Annotated in this window: 13 protein-coding genes, 1 tRNA gene and 1 pseudogene; all 15 read left to right on the forward strand. The window is 66.7% G+C overall.

What is annotated here, in order from left to right; all coding sequences use genetic code 11:
- A partial coding sequence (locus tag P3W97_RS07505; protein ID WP_102841479.1) for an elongation factor Tu occupies positions 1-232 on the forward strand: 232 nt, incomplete at its 5' end.
- A gap of 39 nt (positions 233-271) precedes the next feature.
- Positions 272-347, forward strand: a tRNA-Trp gene (locus P3W97_RS07510).
- Between the two features lie 128 nt (positions 348-475).
- A complete protein-coding gene (secE, locus tag P3W97_RS07515) occupies positions 476-856 on the forward strand; it encodes a preprotein translocase subunit SecE (protein ID WP_300845369.1) in 381 nt (126 codons plus the stop codon).
- Positions 857-858: 2 nt separating this feature from the next.
- Positions 859-1,437 (forward strand): transcription termination/antitermination protein NusG, encoded by a 579-nt coding sequence (gene nusG / locus P3W97_RS07520; protein ID WP_300845347.1) that lies wholly within the window; start codon positions 859-861, stop codon positions 1,435-1,437.
- 231 nt (positions 1,438-1,668) lie between these two features.
- Positions 1,669-2,100, forward strand: a complete 432-nt coding sequence (gene rplK / locus P3W97_RS07525; protein WP_300845349.1) for a 50S ribosomal protein L11 — start codon at positions 1,669-1,671, stop codon at positions 2,098-2,100.
- 1 nt (position 2,101) lies between these two features.
- The gene (gene rplA / locus P3W97_RS07530) at positions 2,102-2,803 is read left to right on the forward strand and encodes a 50S ribosomal protein L1 (RefSeq protein WP_300845351.1); all 702 of its coding nucleotides are present in this window, start codon (positions 2,102-2,104) and stop codon (positions 2,801-2,803) included.
- Between the two features lie 277 nt (positions 2,804-3,080).
- Positions 3,081-3,581, forward strand: a complete 501-nt coding sequence (rplJ, locus tag P3W97_RS07535) for a 50S ribosomal protein L10 (RefSeq protein WP_300845353.1) — start codon at positions 3,081-3,083, stop codon at positions 3,579-3,581.
- Between the two features lie 42 nt (positions 3,582-3,623).
- On the forward strand, positions 3,624-4,001 hold the full coding sequence (gene rplL / locus P3W97_RS07540; protein WP_300845355.1) for a 50S ribosomal protein L7/L12: 378 nt from the start codon (positions 3,624-3,626) through the stop codon (positions 3,999-4,001).
- A gap of 264 nt (positions 4,002-4,265) precedes the next feature.
- Positions 4,266-8,381, forward strand: coding sequence for a DNA-directed RNA polymerase subunit beta (gene rpoB, locus P3W97_RS07545; protein ID WP_300845357.1), 4,116 nt, complete (start codon positions 4,266-4,268; stop codon positions 8,379-8,381).
- A 24-nt stretch (positions 8,382-8,405) separates the two neighbouring features.
- The gene (rpoC, locus tag P3W97_RS07550) at positions 8,406-12,596 is read left to right on the forward strand and encodes a DNA-directed RNA polymerase subunit beta' (protein ID WP_300845360.1); all 4,191 of its coding nucleotides are present in this window, start codon (positions 8,406-8,408) and stop codon (positions 12,594-12,596) included.
- Between the two features lie 98 nt (positions 12,597-12,694).
- Positions 12,695-13,291, forward strand: coding sequence for a LemA family protein (locus P3W97_RS07555; RefSeq protein WP_143898338.1), 597 nt, complete (start codon positions 12,695-12,697; stop codon positions 13,289-13,291).
- 32 nt (positions 13,292-13,323) lie between these two features.
- The gene (locus tag P3W97_RS07560; RefSeq protein ID WP_143898339.1) at positions 13,324-14,349 is read left to right on the forward strand and encodes a M48 family metalloprotease; all 1,026 of its coding nucleotides are present in this window, start codon (positions 13,324-13,326) and stop codon (positions 14,347-14,349) included.
- Positions 14,306-15,673 carry a 16S rRNA (cytosine(967)-C(5))-methyltransferase RsmB gene (gene rsmB, locus P3W97_RS07565; protein WP_300845365.1) on the forward strand — a complete coding sequence of 456 codons (1,368 nt, stop codon included), beginning with the start codon at positions 14,306-14,308 and terminating at the stop codon, positions 15,671-15,673. The genes P3W97_RS07560 and rsmB overlap by 44 nt, the downstream gene beginning before the upstream one ends.
- 40 nt (positions 15,674-15,713) lie before the next feature.
- Positions 15,714-16,322, forward strand: coding sequence for a DUF4390 domain-containing protein (locus P3W97_RS07570; protein ID WP_300845367.1), 609 nt, complete (start codon positions 15,714-15,716; stop codon positions 16,320-16,322).
- Positions 16,319-17,349 (forward strand): annotated as a pseudogene (locus tag P3W97_RS07575) (PAS domain-containing sensor histidine kinase); the annotation flags it as partial. The gene P3W97_RS07570 and the pseudogene P3W97_RS07575, both read left to right, overlap by 4 nt.

The following is a 17,349-nucleotide window of genomic DNA, read 5'->3' on the forward strand; positions in this document are numbered from 1 at the left end:
GCGCCACACGCCGTTTTTCAACAACTACCGGCCGCAGTTTTACTTCCGCACCACGGACGTGACGGGCTCCATCGAGCTGCCCAAGGACAAAGAGATGGTGATGCCGGGCGACAACGTCTCGATCACGGTCAAGCTGATTGCACCGATCGCGATGGAGGAAGGCCTGCGCTTTGCGATCCGCGAAGGCGGCCGCACCGTCGGCGCCGGCGTGGTGGCCAAGATCATCGAGTAATGGTGTAGCGGGATCGGTCGGTTTTCTGGTCGGTCCTATAGGGGTATAGCTCAATTGGCAGAGCGTCGGTCTCCAAAACCGAAGGTTGAGGGTTCGATTCCCTCTGCCCCTGCCAGCCGGTGACAAGCGCCACAGTGCCGGCATTGTTGTTCAAGCCCGCCCGTGTCCTCGGACCGCAGCGGGCTTGTGTTTCTGGAGCGCAGCAGGGGCTGCGCAGCGCAAGCTTGTGAAGGTGTGAGGGCAATGGCCTCAACGGATGCTGAAACCGTGAGCAGCGGTGCGGACAGGGTGAAGCTGGCTGCGGCTGCGCTGTGTGTGCTGCTCGGGTTTGTGGGTTTTTACTGGCTGACGGCTCAGGGCGCCTGGGTGCAATGGGCGGTATTGTTGGTGGCGACAGCGTTGGCCCTGGGCATCGGTGCCACCGCCACGCCGGGCCAGCGGCTCATCGCCTTTGGTCGCGACGCGGTCAAGGAAGTCAAAAAGGTCGTCTGGCCGACCCGCAAGGAGGCGACGCAGATGACCGCGTACGTCTTCGCATTCGTCGTGGTCATGGCGTTGTTCCTGTGGCTGACGGACAAGCTTCTGGAGTGGGTGCTGTACGGCCTCATCCTTGGATGGAGGTGAATATGAGCGAATCGAATGCGGCGCCGGCCATGAGTGCCACCCCCGCCGAAGGCATGCGCTGGTATGTCGTCCATGCCTACTCCGGCATGGAGAAGGCTGCCGAGCGCAACATCCTGGAGCGGGTGCAACGTGCCGGCATGCAGCACAAGTTTGGCCGCATTTTGGTGCCGACCGAAGAGGTGGTCGAAATCAAGAACGGGGTCAAGCGCACCGCCGAGCGCAAGTTCTTCCCCGGCTATGTGTTGGTCGAGATGGTCATGGACGACGATACCTGGCACCTGGTGAAAAACACCAGCAAGGTGACGGGTTTCGTCGGTGGGGCGCGCAATCGCCCAACGCCCATTTCGGAGGAAGAGGTGCAGAAGATCATCGGCCAGATGCAAGAGGGTGCCGATCGCCCGCGCCATAAGGTCGAGTTCGAGGTGGGCGAGCTGGTGCGCGTCAAGGAAGGCCCGTTTGCCGACTTCAATGGTTCGGTCGAAGAGGTCAACTACGAGAAAAACAAGCTGCGCGTGTCGGTGACCATTTTCGGCCGGGCCACGCCAGTGGAGCTGGAGTTCAATCAGGTCGAAAAGACCTGATGGACAGGGTTTGCGAAAACCGCTACAATGTAGGGTTTACTGCTTGCGCTGCAAGCCACAGGGGTGGGTGCGGCGCTAGCGATACCGCTGTCGAAGTCGGCTCGGCGACCGCGGCCCGTCCAGCGATTGCTCATCTGCGGCGGGGTGAGACCGGGTCTTCGCGCGAGGAGGCGCTCGGCTTCGTGGCATTGCGAAGCGTGCGCCGTCTGCACTCGCAGGAGCATATCACTCATGGCTAAGAAGATTGTCGGCTTTATCAAGCTGCAGGTGCCAGCAGGTAAGGCCAATCCCTCTCCTCCGATCGGTCCGGCGCTGGGTCAGCGCGGTCTGAACATCATGGAGTTCTGCAAGGCGTTCAACGCCCAGACGCAGGGTATGGAGCCCGGTCTGCCGTTGCCGGTGGTCATCACCGCCTATGCGGACAAGAGCTTCACCTTCATCATCAAGACGCCGCCGGCCACGACGTTGATCAAGAAAGCGATCAAGCTGGACAAGGGCTCGTCCAAGCCGCATGCGCAGAAGGTCGGCAAGATCACCCGCGCCCAGCTCGAGGAAATCGCCAAAACCAAGATGAAAGACATGACGGCGGCCGATTTGGAGGCTGCCGTCAAGACCATCGCTGGCTCCGCCCGTTCGATGGGTGTGATTGTGGAGGGCGTCTGAGATGGCCAAGCTGACCAAGAAACAAAAGGCTTTGCAAGGCAAGGTCGATTCGACCAAGCTGTATCCGCTGCCCGAGGCGCTGGCGATCGTCAAGGAGTGCGCGACCGCCAAGTTTGATGAGTCCGTCGATGTGGCGGTCCAGCTGGGCGTGGATCCGCGCAAGTCGGATCAGGTCGTTCGTGGAGCCGTCGTGCTGCCCAACGGAACGGGCAAGACCAAGCGCGTGGCCGTGTTTGCCCAGGGCTCCAAGGCCGAAGAGGCCAAGGCGGCTGGCGCCGACGTCGTGGGTTTTGACGATCTGGCCGCGCAGATCAAGGCCGGCAACATCGACTTCGACGTCGTGATCGCGGCACCCGATGCCATGCGCGTGGTGGGTGCGCTGGGGCAGATTTTGGGGCCACGCGGCCTGATGCCGAACCCGAAGGTGGGTACCGTCACGCCCGATGTGGCCACTGCGGTGCGCAACGCCAAAGCCGGGCAGGTCCAGTTCCGTGTGGACAAGGCTGGTATTGTCCACACCACCATCGGCCGCCGCTCGTTCGACGCCGACAAGCTCCAGGGCAACCTGGCGGCGCTGATCGATGCCTTGAACAAGGCCAAGCCCGCAGCGGCCAAGGGGCAATACCTGCGCAAGGTCGCGGTCTCGTCGACCATGGGTGTGGGTGTGCGCGTCGATCCGCAGACCATCGCGGTTGCGGGCTGATTCGAATGGGCGCCGCGCCGCGGGTTGATCCTTCGGTGTGGCGCAGTGGTGGGTTCGCCGTCTCCGGGCGGCGAAGCCATCCAAGACCGCTGGTGCGAACACCCGTTCGCCTAAGTGTCGGCCCTTGCGGGCCGGCGGCCAGCGCAGATGGCGATCCCGCCGCGGATGGAGTCGGGCGCTGGCGCGAGCCGGCGCCACTTCCGAAAACGGTTGATCGCTGCAACAGGTGCGCGGCCTCTTTCTTTTGTAGGGTGGCCGTGTTTTTAAGGAGTCAACCTTGAGTCTGAACCGCAGTGAGAAGCAGGCCGTCGTCCAAGAGGTGTCGGCCCTCGCCGCCAAAGCGCAGACGCTGGTGATGGCCGAGTACCGCGGCATCACGGTGGCAGACCTCACGAAGCTGCGTGTCGAAGCCCGCAAGGCAGGGGTGTCCATCAGCGTGCTGAAGAACACCCTGGCCCGCCGTGCGGTCACCGGCACGCCCTTCGAGGTCGCCGTCGAGCAGATGACCGGTCCGCTCATCTACGGCTTTTCGGAAGATGCCGTGGCTGCCGCGAAAGTGGTGGTCGAGTTCGCCAAGACCAACGACAAGATGGTCTTGCGCGGCGGTGTCTATGCCGGCAAGCCGCTAGATGTCAACGGCGTGAAGTCCCTGGCGAGCATTCCTTCCAAGGAAGTGCTGCTGTCGCAGTTGCTGGGCCTCATGCAGTCGCCGGTGTCCCGCCTGGCGCGCGTCGTGGCGGCCCTGGCCGAGAAAAAGAGCGAGGCGCAGCCCGCCTGATACGGCCTTCGTCCCTAATCCAACCGTTTGTAGGAAATCATCATGGCATTTGACAAAGACGCATTCCTGGCCGCTCTGGACACCATGACGGTGATGGAGCTCAACGACCTGGTCAAGGCGATCGAAGAGAAGTTCGGCGTGAGCGCCGCGGCGATGGCCGCGCCGGCCGCCGCTGGCGCTGGCGCTGCCGCGCCGGCCGCCGAAGAAAAGACCGAGTTCGACCTGATTCTGAAGGAAGCGGGCTCGAACAAGGTCGGCGTGATCAAGGCCGTGCGCGAAATCACCGGCCTGGGCCTGAAGGAAGCCAAGGACCTGGTCGATGGCGCCCCCAAGACCGTCAAGGAGGCGATGCCCAAGGCCGACGCCGAAGCTGCCAAGAAGAAGCTGGAAGAAGCCGGCGCGAAGGCCGAACTCAAGTAAACGGTTCGCCATCTAAGGGCTGGAGTGCCTCGCTGGGGCCTCCAGCCTTTGCCGCTTGCAGAGCGCACGGCAAAACGGTCGCCCGAGACCGCTTTGCCGTGTCTTCTGACCCCGACTGCAGCAAGACCGCTTGGTTCGGGCCCGCGCATCACGTGCGGGCCGTCTGCCCAGAGACCGGTAGGGGCCGGTCGCCAAGAATTCCCCCATGGGCGCCCCCGACGGCGCGCTCCACCCAGTCGCCGCAGACCTCAATCCGGAGATCTCATGGCCCCGTACTCCTACACCGAACGCAAGCGCATCCGCAAAAGCTTTGGCAGCCGCGACAGCGTGTTGGAAATCCCCTATCTGCTGCAGATGCAAAAGGACGCGTACACCGCGTTTTTGCAGGCCGATGTCCCCCCGCGCCAGCGAAAGCCGGTCGGCTTGCAGGCCGCATTCGAGTCGGCCTTTCCGATTGTGTCGCACAACGGCTTTGTGGAGATGAAGTTTGTCGAGTACACGCTGGGCAAGCCGGTATTCGATGTGCGTGAGTGCCAGACACGCGGCCTGACCTATGCATCGGCCGTGCGCGCGCGTGTGCAGCTCATCATCTATGACCGCGAAGCCTCCACACCGCAGTCCAAGGTGGTCAAGGAGGTCAAGGAGCAGGAGGTGTACATGGGCGAAGTGCCCCTGATGACCGACAAGGGCTCCTTCATCATCAACGGCACCGAGCGCGTCATCGTCAGCCAGTTGCACCGCTCGCCAGGGGTATTCTTCGAGCACGACAAGGGCAAGACGCACAGCTCGGGCAAGCTGTTGTTTTCGGCGCGCATCATTCCCTATCGCGGCTCGTGGCTGGACTTCGAGTTCGACCCGAAGGATCTGCTGTACTTCCGCGTGGACCGGCGCCGCAAAATGCCGGTGACCATTCTGCTCAAAGCGATCGGCCTGACGCCAGAGAGCATCCTCGCCAACTTCTATGTCAATGACCACTTCCGCCTGATGGACAGCGGCGCGCTGATGGCATTCGTGCCCGAGCGCCTCAAGGGCGAGATGGCGCGCTTCGACATCACCGACAAAACGGGCAAGGTGGTGGTGGCCAAGGACAAGCGCATCACGGCACGCCATGTGCGCGAACTGGAGCAGTCCGGTACCACCCACATCAGCGTGCCAGAGGACTATCTGATCGGCCGCGTGGTGGCCAAGAATATCGTCGATCCAGACACCGGCGAGATCATTGCCCGTGCCAATGACGAGTTGACCGAAACGCTGCTCAAGAAGCTGCGCGCCGCCGGCATCCAGGAGCTGCCCTGCATCTACACCAACGAGCTCGACCAGGGCCCGTACATCAGCCAGACGCTGCGCACGGACGAAACGGCCGATGAGTTTGCCGCGCGCGTGGCGATCTACCGCATGATGCGCCCTGGCGAACCGCCCACCGAGGATGCGGTGCAGGCGCTCTTCCACCGCCTGTTCTACAACCCGGAGACCTACGACCTGTCGCGCGTTGGGCGCATGAAGTTCAACGCCCGTGTCGGCCGCGACAGCGCCGAAGGCCCCATGGTCCTGACCAACGAGGACATCATGGCCGTGGTCAAGATCCTGGTGGATCTGCGCAACGGCAAGGGCGAGGTGGACGACATCGATCACCTGGGCAACCGGCGCGTGCGCTGTGTCGGCGAACTGGCCGAAAACCAGTTCCGCACCGGCTTGGCGCGTATCGAAAAGGCGGTCAAGGAGCGGCTCGGCCAGGCCGAACAAGAGCCGCTGATGCCGCACGACCTGATCAACTCCAAGCCGATTTCCGCGGCGCTCAAGGAGTTTTTCGGCGCCAGCCAGCTCAGCCAGTTCATGGACCAGACCAATCCGCTGGCCGAGATCACTCACAAGCGCCGCGTCTCGGCCCTGGGCCCGGGCGGCCTCACGCGCGAGCGCGCTGGCTTCGAGGTGCGCGATGTGCACGTCACGCACTACGGCCGCGTCTGCCCGATCGAAACGCCCGAAGGCCCCAACATCGGCCTGATCAACTCGCTGGCGCTGTACGCGCGCCTCAACGAGTACGGCTTCATCGAAACCCCGTACCGCCGCGTGGTGGACGGCAAGGTGACCAACCAGATCGATTATTTGTCCGCCATCGAGGAAGGCAAATACATCATCGCGCAGGCCAATGCCGAGCTGGATGAAGAAGGCCGGTTGGTCGAGGAGCTGGTCTCGGCACGCGAGAAGGGCGAATCGGTGCTGACCACGCCCGACCGCGTGCAGTACATGGACGTCTCGCCGGCCCAGATCGTCTCGGTCGCGGCGTCGCTGGTGCCGTTCCTGGAGCACGATGACGCCAACCGCGCGCTGATGGGCGCCAACATGTCGCGCCAGGCGGTGCCGGTGTTGCGCCCCGAAAAGCCACTGGTCGGCACGGGCATCGAGCGCGTGGCCGCCATCGACTCCGGCACCGTGGTGGTGGCCAAGCGCGGCGGCGTGGTGGATTATGTCGATGCCACCCGCATCGTCATCCGCGTCAACGACGACGAGGCGGTGGCCGGTGAAGTGGGCGTGGACATCTACAACCTGATCAAGTACCAGCGCTCCAACCAAAACACCAACATCCACCAACGCCCCATCGTCAAGAAGGGCGAGCGCATCCACAAAGGCGCGGTGATTGCCGATGGCGCCTCCACCGACCTGGGCGAGATCTCGATCGGCCAAAATATGCTGATCGCCTTCATGCCGTGGAACGGCTACAACTTCGAGGACTCTATCCTCATTTCCGAAAAGGTGTTGGCCGAGGAGCGCTACACCAGCATCCACATCGAAGAGTTGGTGGTGATGGCGCGCGACACCAAACTGGGGCCGGAGGAGATCACCCGCGACATTCCCAATTTGTCGGAGCAGCAGCTCAACCGCCTGGACGAGTCCGGCATCATCTACGTCGGCGCCGAGGTGCAGCCCGGCGACGTGCTGGTCGGCAAGGTCACGCCCAAGGGCGAGACGACGCTCACGCCCGAGGAAAAGCTGCTGCGCGCGATCTTCGGCGAGAAGGCCTCCGACGTGAAGGACACCTCGCTGCGTGTCGAGCAGGGCAGCCAAGGCACGGTGATCGATGTGCAGGTCTTCACCCGCGAAGGCATCCAGCGCGACAAGCGTGCGCAACAGATCATCGACGATGAGCTCAAGCGCTACCGCCTGGACCTGAACGACCAGCTGCGCATCGTCGAGGCCGATGCCTACGACCGGCTGGAGAAGCTCTTGATCGGCAAGACCGCCAATGGTGGGCCGAAGCGGCTGGCCAAGGGGTCGGTGTTGACCCAGGCCTATTTGGCCGAGGTGGACAAGCACCATTGGTTCGACATCCGGGTGGCTGACGACGACCTGGCCGCGCAGATGGAGTCGATCAAGAACGCGTTGGAGGCCACGCGCCACAGCTTCGACCTCGCGTTCGAGGAAAAGCGCCGCAAGCTGACCCAGGGCGACGAGTTGCCGGCGGGCGTGCTGAAGATGGTCAAGGTCTATCTGGCCGTCAAGCGCCGCCTGCAGCCGGGCGACAAGATGGCTGGCCGCCACGGCAACAAGGGTGTCGTGTCCAAGATCGTGCCGGTCGAGGACATGCCCTACATGGCCGACGGCACGCCGGTGGATATCGTGCTCAACCCGCTGGGCGTGCCCTCGCGTATGAACATCGGGCAGGTGCTGGAGGTGCACCTGGGCTGGGCCGCCAAGGGGCTGGGCGAGCGCATCGGCGAGCTGCTGGAGCGCCAGGCCGCAGTGGCCGAGATTCGCGCCTTCTTGGAGCGCATCTACAACGGCGAAGGTCGCCCGGAGCGGCTCGAAGAGCTGACCGACGACGAGATCGTGGCGATGGCGCGCGAGTTGACCAAGGGCGTGCCATTTGCCTCGCCGGTGTTCGATGGCGCCAGCGAAGCGCAAATCCGCGCGATGCTCAAGCTGGCCTATCCGGACGAGGTGGCCCGCGCCAAGGGCTTGACCGAAAGCCGCACCCAGGCGCAGCTCTACGACGGCCGCACGGGTGATCCGCTGGAGCGCAAGACGACGGTGGGCTACATGCACTACCTGAAGCTGCACCACCTGGTGGACGACAAGATGCACGCGCGCTCCACCGGCCCGTACTCGCTGGTCACGCAGCAGCCGCTGGGTGGCAAGGCGCAATTTGGCGGTCAGCGCTTCGGCGAGATGGAGGTCTGGGCGCTGGAAGCCTATGGCGCCTCTTACGTGCTGCAGGAGATGCTCACCGTCAAGTCCGACGATGTGCAGGGCCGCACCAAGGTGTACGAGAGCATCGTCAAAGGCGAGCACGCCATCGACGCCGGCATGCCGGAGTCGTTCAACGTGCTGGTCAAGGAAATCCGCTCGCTCGGTATCGACATCGAGCTGGAACGCAACTGATAGAGCCAACCGAGGACGCAAGCCATGAAATCCTTGCTCGACCTGTTCAAGCAGTTCAAACCCGACGAGCACTTCGACGCCATCAAGATTGGTCTGGCTTCGCCGGAGAAGATTCGGTCGTGGTCGTTCGGCGAGGTCAAGAAGCCCGAGACCATCAACTACCGCACCTTCAAGCCCGAGCGCGACGGCCTGTTCTGCGCCAAGATCTTCGGTCCCATCAAGGACTACGAGTGCCTGTGCGGCAAGTACAAGCGCCTCAAGCACCGCGGTGTGATCTGCGAGAAGTGCGGCGTGGAAGTGACCCAGACCAAGGTGCGGCGCGAACGCATGGGCCACATCGAGCTGGCCGCACCGTGCGCGCACATCTGGTTCCTGAAGTCGCTGCCCAGCCGCCTCGGCCTGGTGCTGGACATGACGCTGCGCGACATCGAGCGCGTGCTGTACTTCGAAGCCTACGTGGTGGTGGACCCGGGCATGACGCCGCTGAAGAAATTCAGCATCATGTCGGAGGATGACTACGACGCCAAGCGGCGCGAGTACGGGGACGAGTTCGTCGCCAAGATGGGCGCCGAGGGCATCAAGGAGTTGCTGCAAAGCATCGATTTGGACACCGAGATCGAGAGGCTGCGCAACGACCTGACCGGCTCGGAGATGAAGGTCAAGAAAAACGCCAAGCGCCTGAAGGTGCTGGAGGCGTTCAAGAAATCCGGCATCAAACCGGAATGGATGATCCTGGAGGTGCTGCCGGTGCTGCCGCCGGATCTGCGGCCGCTGGTGCCGCTGGACGGCGGGCGTTTCGCCACCTCGGATCTCAACGATCTGTACCGCCGCGTTATCAACCGCAACAACCGCTTGAAGCGCCTGCTGGAGCTCAAGGCGCCCGAGATCATCGCGCGCAACGAAAAGCGCATGCTGCAGGAGGCGGTCGACAGCCTGCTGGACAACGGTCGCCGCGGCAAGGCGATGACGGGCGCCAACAAGCGCGCGCTGAAGTCGCTGGCGGACATGATCAAGGGCAAGAGCGGCCGCTTCCGCCAGAACCTGCTGGGCAAGCGCGTGGACTACTCGGGCCGCTCGGTGATCGTGGTCGGCCCGACGCTCAAGCTACACCAGTGCGGTCTGCCCAAGCTGATGGCCCTCGAACTGTTCAAGCCGTTCATCTTCGCGCGGCTGGAGCAGATGGGGATTGCCACCACGATCAAGGCCGCCAAGAAGGAGGTCGAGGCCGGCACGCCGGTGGTGTGGGACATCCTGGAGGATGTCATCAAAGAGCACCCGGTGCTGCTCAACCGCGCCCCGACGCTGCACCGCCTGGGCATCCAGGCGTTCGAGCCGGTGCTGATCGAGGGCAAGGCGATCCAGCTGCATCCGCTGGTCTGCGCGGCGTTCAACGCCGACTTCGACGGCGACCAGATGGCCGTGCATGTGCCGCTGTCCATCGAGGCGCAGATGGAAGCGCGCGTGCTGATGCTGTCGTCCAACAACGTGCTGTTCCCTGCCAACGGTGAGCCCTCCATCGTGCCGTCGCAGGACGTGGTGCTGGGCCTGTACTACGCCACACGTGAGCGCATCAACGGCAAGGGTGAGGGCATGCTCTTTGCCGATGTGGCTGAGGTGCAGCGTGCGCTGGACGCCGGCGTGGTGGAGCTCACCAGCCGCATCAGTGTGCGCCTGACCGAGTGGACCAAGAACAAGGAAACGGGTGAACTCACCCCCGTCACCAAGATGGTGGACACCACCGTCGGTCGCGCCCTGCTGTCAGAAATTCTGCCCAAGGGCTTGCCGTTCGAACTCATCAACAAGGCGCTGAAGAAGAAAGAAATCTCCAAGCTCATCAACGCCTCGTTCCGCAAGTGCGGTCTGAAGGAGACGGTGGTCTTTGCCGACAAACTGCTGCAAAACGGTTTTCGCTTGGCCACGCAGGCCGGCATCTCGATCTGTATCGACGACATGCTGGTGCCCGCCGAGAAGCAGGCCATCATCGAGCGCGCCGAGGCCGAGGTCAAGGAAATCGCTCAGCAGTACGCCTCGGGTTTGGTCACTGCGGGTGAGCGCTACAACAAGGTGGTGGACATCTGGGGCAAGGCCGGTGACGAAATCTCCAAGGTGATGATGGAGCACCTCAAGAAGGAGAAGGTCATCGACCGCGCCGGCCGCGAGGTCGAGCAGGAGTCGTTCAACTCCATCTACATGATGGCCGACTCCGGGGCGCGCGGTTCCGCCGCCCAGATCCGCCAGCTCGCCGGCATGCGCGGCCTGATGGCCAAGCCCGACGGCTCCATCATCGAGACGCCCATCACCGCGAACTTCCGCGAGGGCTTGAACGTGCTGCAGTACTTCATCTCGACGCACGGCGCGCGCAAGGGTCTGGCCGACACGGCGCTCAAGACCGCCAACTCCGGCTACCTGACCCGCCGCCTGGTGGATGTGACGCAGGACCTGGTCGTCACCGAGGAGGACTGCGGCACCAGCAACGGCACGCTGATGCGCGCCATCGTCGAGGGCGGCGAGGTCATCGAGAGCCTGCGCGAGCGCATCCTGGGCCGCACCACGGCCGAGGATATCGTCGACCCCGAGACGCAGCGCGTGTTGGTGGCCGCTGGCCAGATGCTGGACGAGGGCGCGGTGGACCTGATCGAGCAAGCCGGCGTGGACGAGGTGCGTGTGCGCACCGTGCTGACCTGCGAGACGCGCTACGGCGTGTGCGCGCGCTGCTATGGGCGCGATCTGGGCCGCGGCGGGCTGGTCAACGTCGGCGAAGCCATCGGCGTGATCGCCGCGCAGTCCATCGGCGAGCCCGGCACGCAGCTGACCATGCGTACCTTCCACATCGGTGGCGCGGCCTCACGCGCCGCGGTGGCCTCCAGCGTCGAGGCCAAGTCCAACGGCGTGGTCGGCTTCAACAGCACCATGCGCTACGTCACCAACGCCAAGGGCGAGCAGGTGGTCATTTCGCGCTCGGGCGAGATCGTCATCCAAGACGACAACGGCCGGGAGCGCGAACGCCACAAGGTGCCCTACGGTGCCATCCTGGCGGTCAAGGCGGATCAGCGCATCAGCGCCGGGACCATTTTGGCCAATTGGGATCCGCTGACGCGTCCGATCATCACCGAATTCGCTGGTGTGGTGAAGTTCGAAAACGTCGAGGAAGGGCTCACGGTGGCCAAGCAGGTCGACGAAGTCACCGGCCTGTCGACGCTGGTAGTCATCGATCCGAAGCGCCGCGGTGCCACCAAGGTGGTGCGCCCGCAGGTCAAGCTGATTGACGCCGAGGGCAAGGAGGTCAAGATCCCCGGCACCGACCACGCGGTGACGGTGACCTTCCCGGTCGGTGCGCTCATCCAGGTGCGCGACGGCCAGAGCATCCACCCCGGCGAGGTGCTGGCCCGCATCCCGGTGGAAGGCCAAAAGACGCGCGACATCACCGGCGGTCTGCCGCGCGTGGCCGAGCTGTTCGAGGCCCGCTCGCCCAAGGACAAGGGAATCCTGGCCGAAATCACCGGCACGGTCTCCTTCGGCAAGGAAACCAAAGGCAAGGTGCGCCTGCAGATCACCGACCCGGACGGCAAGGTGTGGGAAGAGCTCGTGCCGAAGGAAAAGAGCATCCTCGTGCACGAAGGGCAGGTCGTCAACAAGGGCGAACTCATCGTCGACGGCCCGGCCGACCCGCAGGACATCCTGCGCCTGCTGGGCATCGAGGAGCTCGCGCGCTACATCGTCGATGAGGTGCAGGACGTCTACCGCCTGCAGGGTGTGAAGATCAACGACAAGCACATCGAAGTGATCGTGCGCCAGATGTTGCGCCGCGTCGAGGTGGAAAACCCCGGCGACAGCCACTACATCGCGGGCGAGCAGGTCGAGCGCTCCGAGATCCTCAACACCAACGACGCGCTGCGCGCCGAGGGCAAGACGCCGGCGACGTACCGCAACCTGCTGCTGGGCATCACGAAGGCGTCGCTGTCGACCGACTCGTTCATCTCCGCCGCGTCGTTCCAGGAGACGACGCGCGTGCTGACCGAGGCGGCGATCATGGGCAAGCGCGACGAGCTGCGCGGCCTGAAGGAAAACGTCATCGTCGGCCGCCTGATCCCGGCGGGCCCCGGCATGGCGTTCCACGAGGCGCGCCGCGCGAAGGAGCGCCTGGATGAAGAGGAGCGCCGCGCGATCGCGGAGGCCGACGCGCTGTCGGCCGACGCCGACGCGGCCGCCGAGTAATCCGACGACTCTTACCGCTCAAATCCACCCCGGTCCGCGCCCGCGGCCGGGGTTTTTTGTGCCCCGTTGCGCTACAGTGCGCGCAGGAGGTGCACACCATGGAAATCCCGTGGTACGGGTGGGCGCTGGCCGCCGTGGCGGTCGTTGGGCTGTGGGCCATCGGGGCCTACAACGGCTTGATGAGGCTGCAGAACCGGGTGGCCAATGCGTTTGGCCAGATCGACGTACAGCTCAAGCGTCGCTACGACCTGATCCCCAACGTCGTCGAGGTGGCGCGCAAGTATCTGGCGCACGAGGCGCAGACGCTGGAGGCGGTGATCGCCGCGCGCAACCAGGCCCGGGCCACCGAGGCGCGTGCGGCCGAGCGTCCAACCGACGGCGCGGCGCTGGTGGCGTTGGCGGGAGCCGAAGCCGCGCTCGGTGGGGCCCTCGGGCGGCTGATGGCGGTGGTGGAGGACTACCCGGAGCTCAAGGCGGACCAGACGCTGCGTGAACTGCGCGAGGAGCTGGCCCATACGGAAAACCGCATCGCGTTTGCGCGGCAGGCCTACAACGATGAGGTGCTCGCGTACAACGACCGCGTGCGGCATTTTCCGACCGTGATCGTGGCACGGCTGTTCGGCTTCGGGGTGCTCGCGCCGCTGCAGGCGACCGCGTCCGACGCCGAGCGGCAGGCCCCGCGCGTGCAGCTCTGAGGCCCTGCCGACGTCCGCGCAGGCCGACGGCGATGCGGTTCTTCGAGTCCCAGCGCGAAGCACGTGCGCAGACGCTGCGGCTGTTGCTGCTCTTTGCGCTGATGCTCGTGTTTCTGGTGCTCGCGGTCAACGCGGCGCTGGCGCTGGCGTGGCGGCTGATGATCGGTGGTGCATGGATCGGGTACCCGCGCTATTTTTTCGAGGTCAACACCGCCGTCGTGCTGCTCTTCGTGCTGGGCGGCTGGTGGCTGGAGAGCAGTGCACTGCGCCACGGCGGGGGCGTGGCGCTGGCGCAGCGGCTGGGCGCGCGGCCCGTGCGCGCCGATCGGTTCGACGAGCAGCGCTACGCGAACGTGGTGCAGGAGCTCGCGATCGCCGCCGGCATGCGTCCGCCCACCGCGATGGTGTTGCCCCGCGACGCCGGGCTGAACGCCCTGGCCACCGGGTGGGACGAGCACGACGCGGTGGTGGCGGTGACGCAGGGGGCGCTCGACCACCTGACGCGGGAGGAGCTGCAGGGGATGGTGGCGCACGAACTGAGCCACATCCGGGAGGGCGACACGCGCCTGAACATGCGGCTCGCCGGCATGGTGTTCGGGCTGGAGCTGCTGTACCGGCTGGGCGAGCAGCTCATGGCGCCGGACGCCCGCGGACGGCGGCATGCGGGGGCGCTCTTCGGGCTGGCCCTGCGGGCCGTGGGATGGCTCGGCTGGCTGGCCGGCCATGCGCTGCAGGCGGCCGTGGCGCGCCAGCGCGAGTACCTGGCCGATGCGCGCGCGGTGCAGTGGACGCGTCAGCGCGACGGGCTGGGGCGCGTGCTACGCAAGGTGCTGGGGCTGCACCGCGCGGGCACCCCCGACGCTTCCGATGGTCTGCAGATGCCGCAGGTGCAGCACTTGTTGCTCGTGTCGGCGGCATCGTCCGCGGTGGGCCGCTGGTTCGATGCCCATCCCCCGTTGGAGCGGCGCATCGAGCGCCTCTATGGTGGCAAAATGCCGCCCCTTTCCCTGGACGATGGACGCGAGGAACCCGATGGCCGCCCCGGTGGCGCTCGCTGAACAGTTGGCCGCGGTGGCGCGTGCGGTGGCCGCGGTGCGACAGGGGCGGTCGCTTGCCGACGTGCTGCCTGGCGTCGACGCGCGCCTGCGCCCGGGCGTGCAGGCGTTGACGTTTCTGGCCTTGCGCCACGGCGGTGAGACGCAGGCGCTGCTCGCACTGCTGGCACGGCGCGCGCCGCCCGCGCCGGTGGCGGCCCTGCTGGAAGCGGCGCTGGCGCTGCTGATCGACGCCGGCGCGGGCTACGCGCCCCACACGGTGGTCGACCAGGCGGTGCGCGCGCTCGCCGCGCTGCGCGCGCCGGGGCTCGCGGGCTTCGTCAACGCCTGCTTGCGCCGCTTTCTGCGCGAGCGCGACGCGCTGCTCGCGCGCGCCCACGCGGACCCCGTGGGCCGCTGGAACCACCCGGCGTGGTGGGTGCAGCGCCTGCAGCGCGACCACCCGGAGCACTGGGACGCAGCGCTGGCCGCCGACGACCAGCCCGCCCCGCTGGTGCTGCGCGTCAACCGCCGGCGCGTCTCGCGCGATGCCTACCGCGAGCGCCTGGCGGCGCAGGGCTGGGCGGCCGATGCCATCGGCGACGATGGCCTGGTGCTGGCCGAGGCGGTGCCGGTGGAGCGTCTGCCCGGGTGGGCGGATGGGGACGTGGCGGTGCAGGACGGCGCGGCCCAGCTCGCCGCGCCGCTGCTGCTCGGCGAGGGCCTGCCGGCCGGTGCGCGCGTGCTCGACGCCTGCGCCGCTCCGGGGGGCAAGACCGCCCACCTGCTGGAGCGCGCCGATGTGACGCTGTGGGCGCTGGACGCCGACCCGCGGCGCTGCGAGCGCATCCACGAGACCCTGCGCCGGCTGCGGCTGCCCACGCCAGGGGCCGAGGTGCGGGTGCTCGCGGCCGACGCCAGCAACCCGGCGGACTGGTGGGATGGGCGAGCGTTCGACGCGATCCTGCTGGATGCGCCGTGCAGCGCCTCGGGCATCGTGCGGCGGCACCCGGACGTGCGCTGGCTGCGCCGCGGGGACGACATCGCGCGCCTGGCGGCGACGCAACGGCGGCTGCTCGACGCGCTGTGGCCGCTGCTCGCACCCGGCGGGCGGCTGCTGTATGCGACGTGTTCGGTGTTCCGGGCCGAGGGGGCGGACGTCGTCGCGGCGTTTCGCGCCGCGCACCCCGAGGCGCAGACGCTGCCGGCACCGGGTCACCTGTTGCCGGGCGGGATCGTCGCCGACCCGTCGTCGGCGGCGCAGGCCATCGTGTCCGCGCACGCGATCGGTGACAATGCGCGCCGTGGCATGGACGGATTTTTCTACGCCTTGCTCCGCAAAGGCTGAGGGTACGCATCGGTCGTGCGCCGCGTGGTGCCGGCGCGCGGTGCTGCGCGCGGCGCTCGGTGCCGCCCTCGCCGCGGGCCTGACCACCCCCGCGTCGGCGGCACGCCCGGCCGCCGACGGAGCGTCCTGGCGGCTGGAGCGCACGGCGGAGGCGTTGTACCTGAGCGCGCGCGTGCCGCTGCGCCTGCCGCCCGGGGTGGAGGAGGCACTGCGCCGCGGCGTGCCCGTGTATTTCGTCTGGCACGCGGTGTTGCGTCAGCCGCGCTGGTACTGGACCGATCGCCGACTGGCCAGCGTGACGCGTACCGTGCGGCTGGTCTTTCAGCCGCTGACGCAGCGCTGGCGGCTCAGCGTCATCGACGGGGCAGCCCCCGAGCAGCCGGCGGCGCTGCACCGCCATTTCGATTCACTGGATGAGGCGCTGGCGCTGGCGCGCTCCGTGCAGCGCTGGCGCGTCGTGGCTGGCATCGAGCTGCGTGGCGACGAGCAGCTGGAGGTGGAGTTCCGCGTCGACACCGGCCAGCTGCCGCGTCCGCTGCAGATCCTGCCCGGGGGGGATGAAGCGGTGTCGGCGTGGCGCGCCGTGCTGCGACTGCCGCCGGTGGGCGTGCTCGACGACCCCGAGCCGGCTGGCGGGGGCCGCGAATGAACGATGCCCGCACGCGCGACGCCCAGCGGGTGCGGCACCTGCGCTGGTTCCTCGCGCTGGCCCTGCTGTTCATCCTCGGGGTGGGGCTGGTGCTGTTCTACTTGCTCACCCTGGCCACGGACCACCGCGCTGTCGAGCCGCGCGCCTACACGCGCTTGCTGGTGCTCAACCTTGGTGTTGCGGCGGTGTTGGCGGCGGTGCTGGTGTGGCTGGCCGCGCGGCTGGTGCTGCGCTGGCGGCGCCGGCGTTTCGGCAGCGCGCTGCTGCTCAAGCTCGCGGCGATCTTTGGTCTCGTGGGGGTGGTGCCCGGTGCGCTCATCTACCTGGTGTCGTACCAGTTCGTCAACCGCGCCATCGAGACGTGGTTCGACGCGCGGGTGGAGACGGCGTTGCGCGCGGGGCTGGAGCTCGGGCGCACGGCCCTCGACACCGTCAGCGCCGACTGGGCGGCAAAGACGCGCACGCTCACCGGCACCCTCGCCGCGGCCGAGGATGGCGTCGCCGCGATCGTGCTGGAAAACTGGCGCGAGCAGCTCGGCGCCACCGACGTGGTGCTGTGGAGTGCGCAGGGCCGTGCACTGGCGAGCGCGGGCGAGTCGCGCTTTCGCCTCGCCCCCGAACGGCCGAGCGCGACGCTGCTGCGCCGCGCGCGCGCCGAGCGGCTGGTGACCTGGATCGAAGGGTTGGAGGAACTCGAGGCCCTCGCCGACCCGCGGGAGGCGCTCGGGCTGCCCACCGCGGCGCTGCCGCGCGTGCGCGTGCTGGCGTATGTGCCGACGCGGGGCATCGCCTTCGGGGCGGAAGGGCGCTATGTGGCCGTGACGGCACCGGTGCCCGCGGCACTGGTGGCCAACGCGCTCGCGGTGCAGCTCGCCAACCGCGAGTACCAGGAGCGCGCCCTCGTGCGCGAGGGGTTGCGCAGCATGTACCTGGGCACGTTGACGCTGGCGCTCTTTTTGTCCGTGGCGGGGGCGGTGGTGCTGGCCGTGCTGCTGGGCAACCAGCTTGTGCGGCCGCTGCTGCTGCT

Origin of the sequence: Tepidimonas sp., from assembly GCF_029335975.1 — a bacterium.
Classification (GTDB): Bacteria; Pseudomonadota; Gammaproteobacteria; order Burkholderiales; family Burkholderiaceae_C; genus Tepidimonas.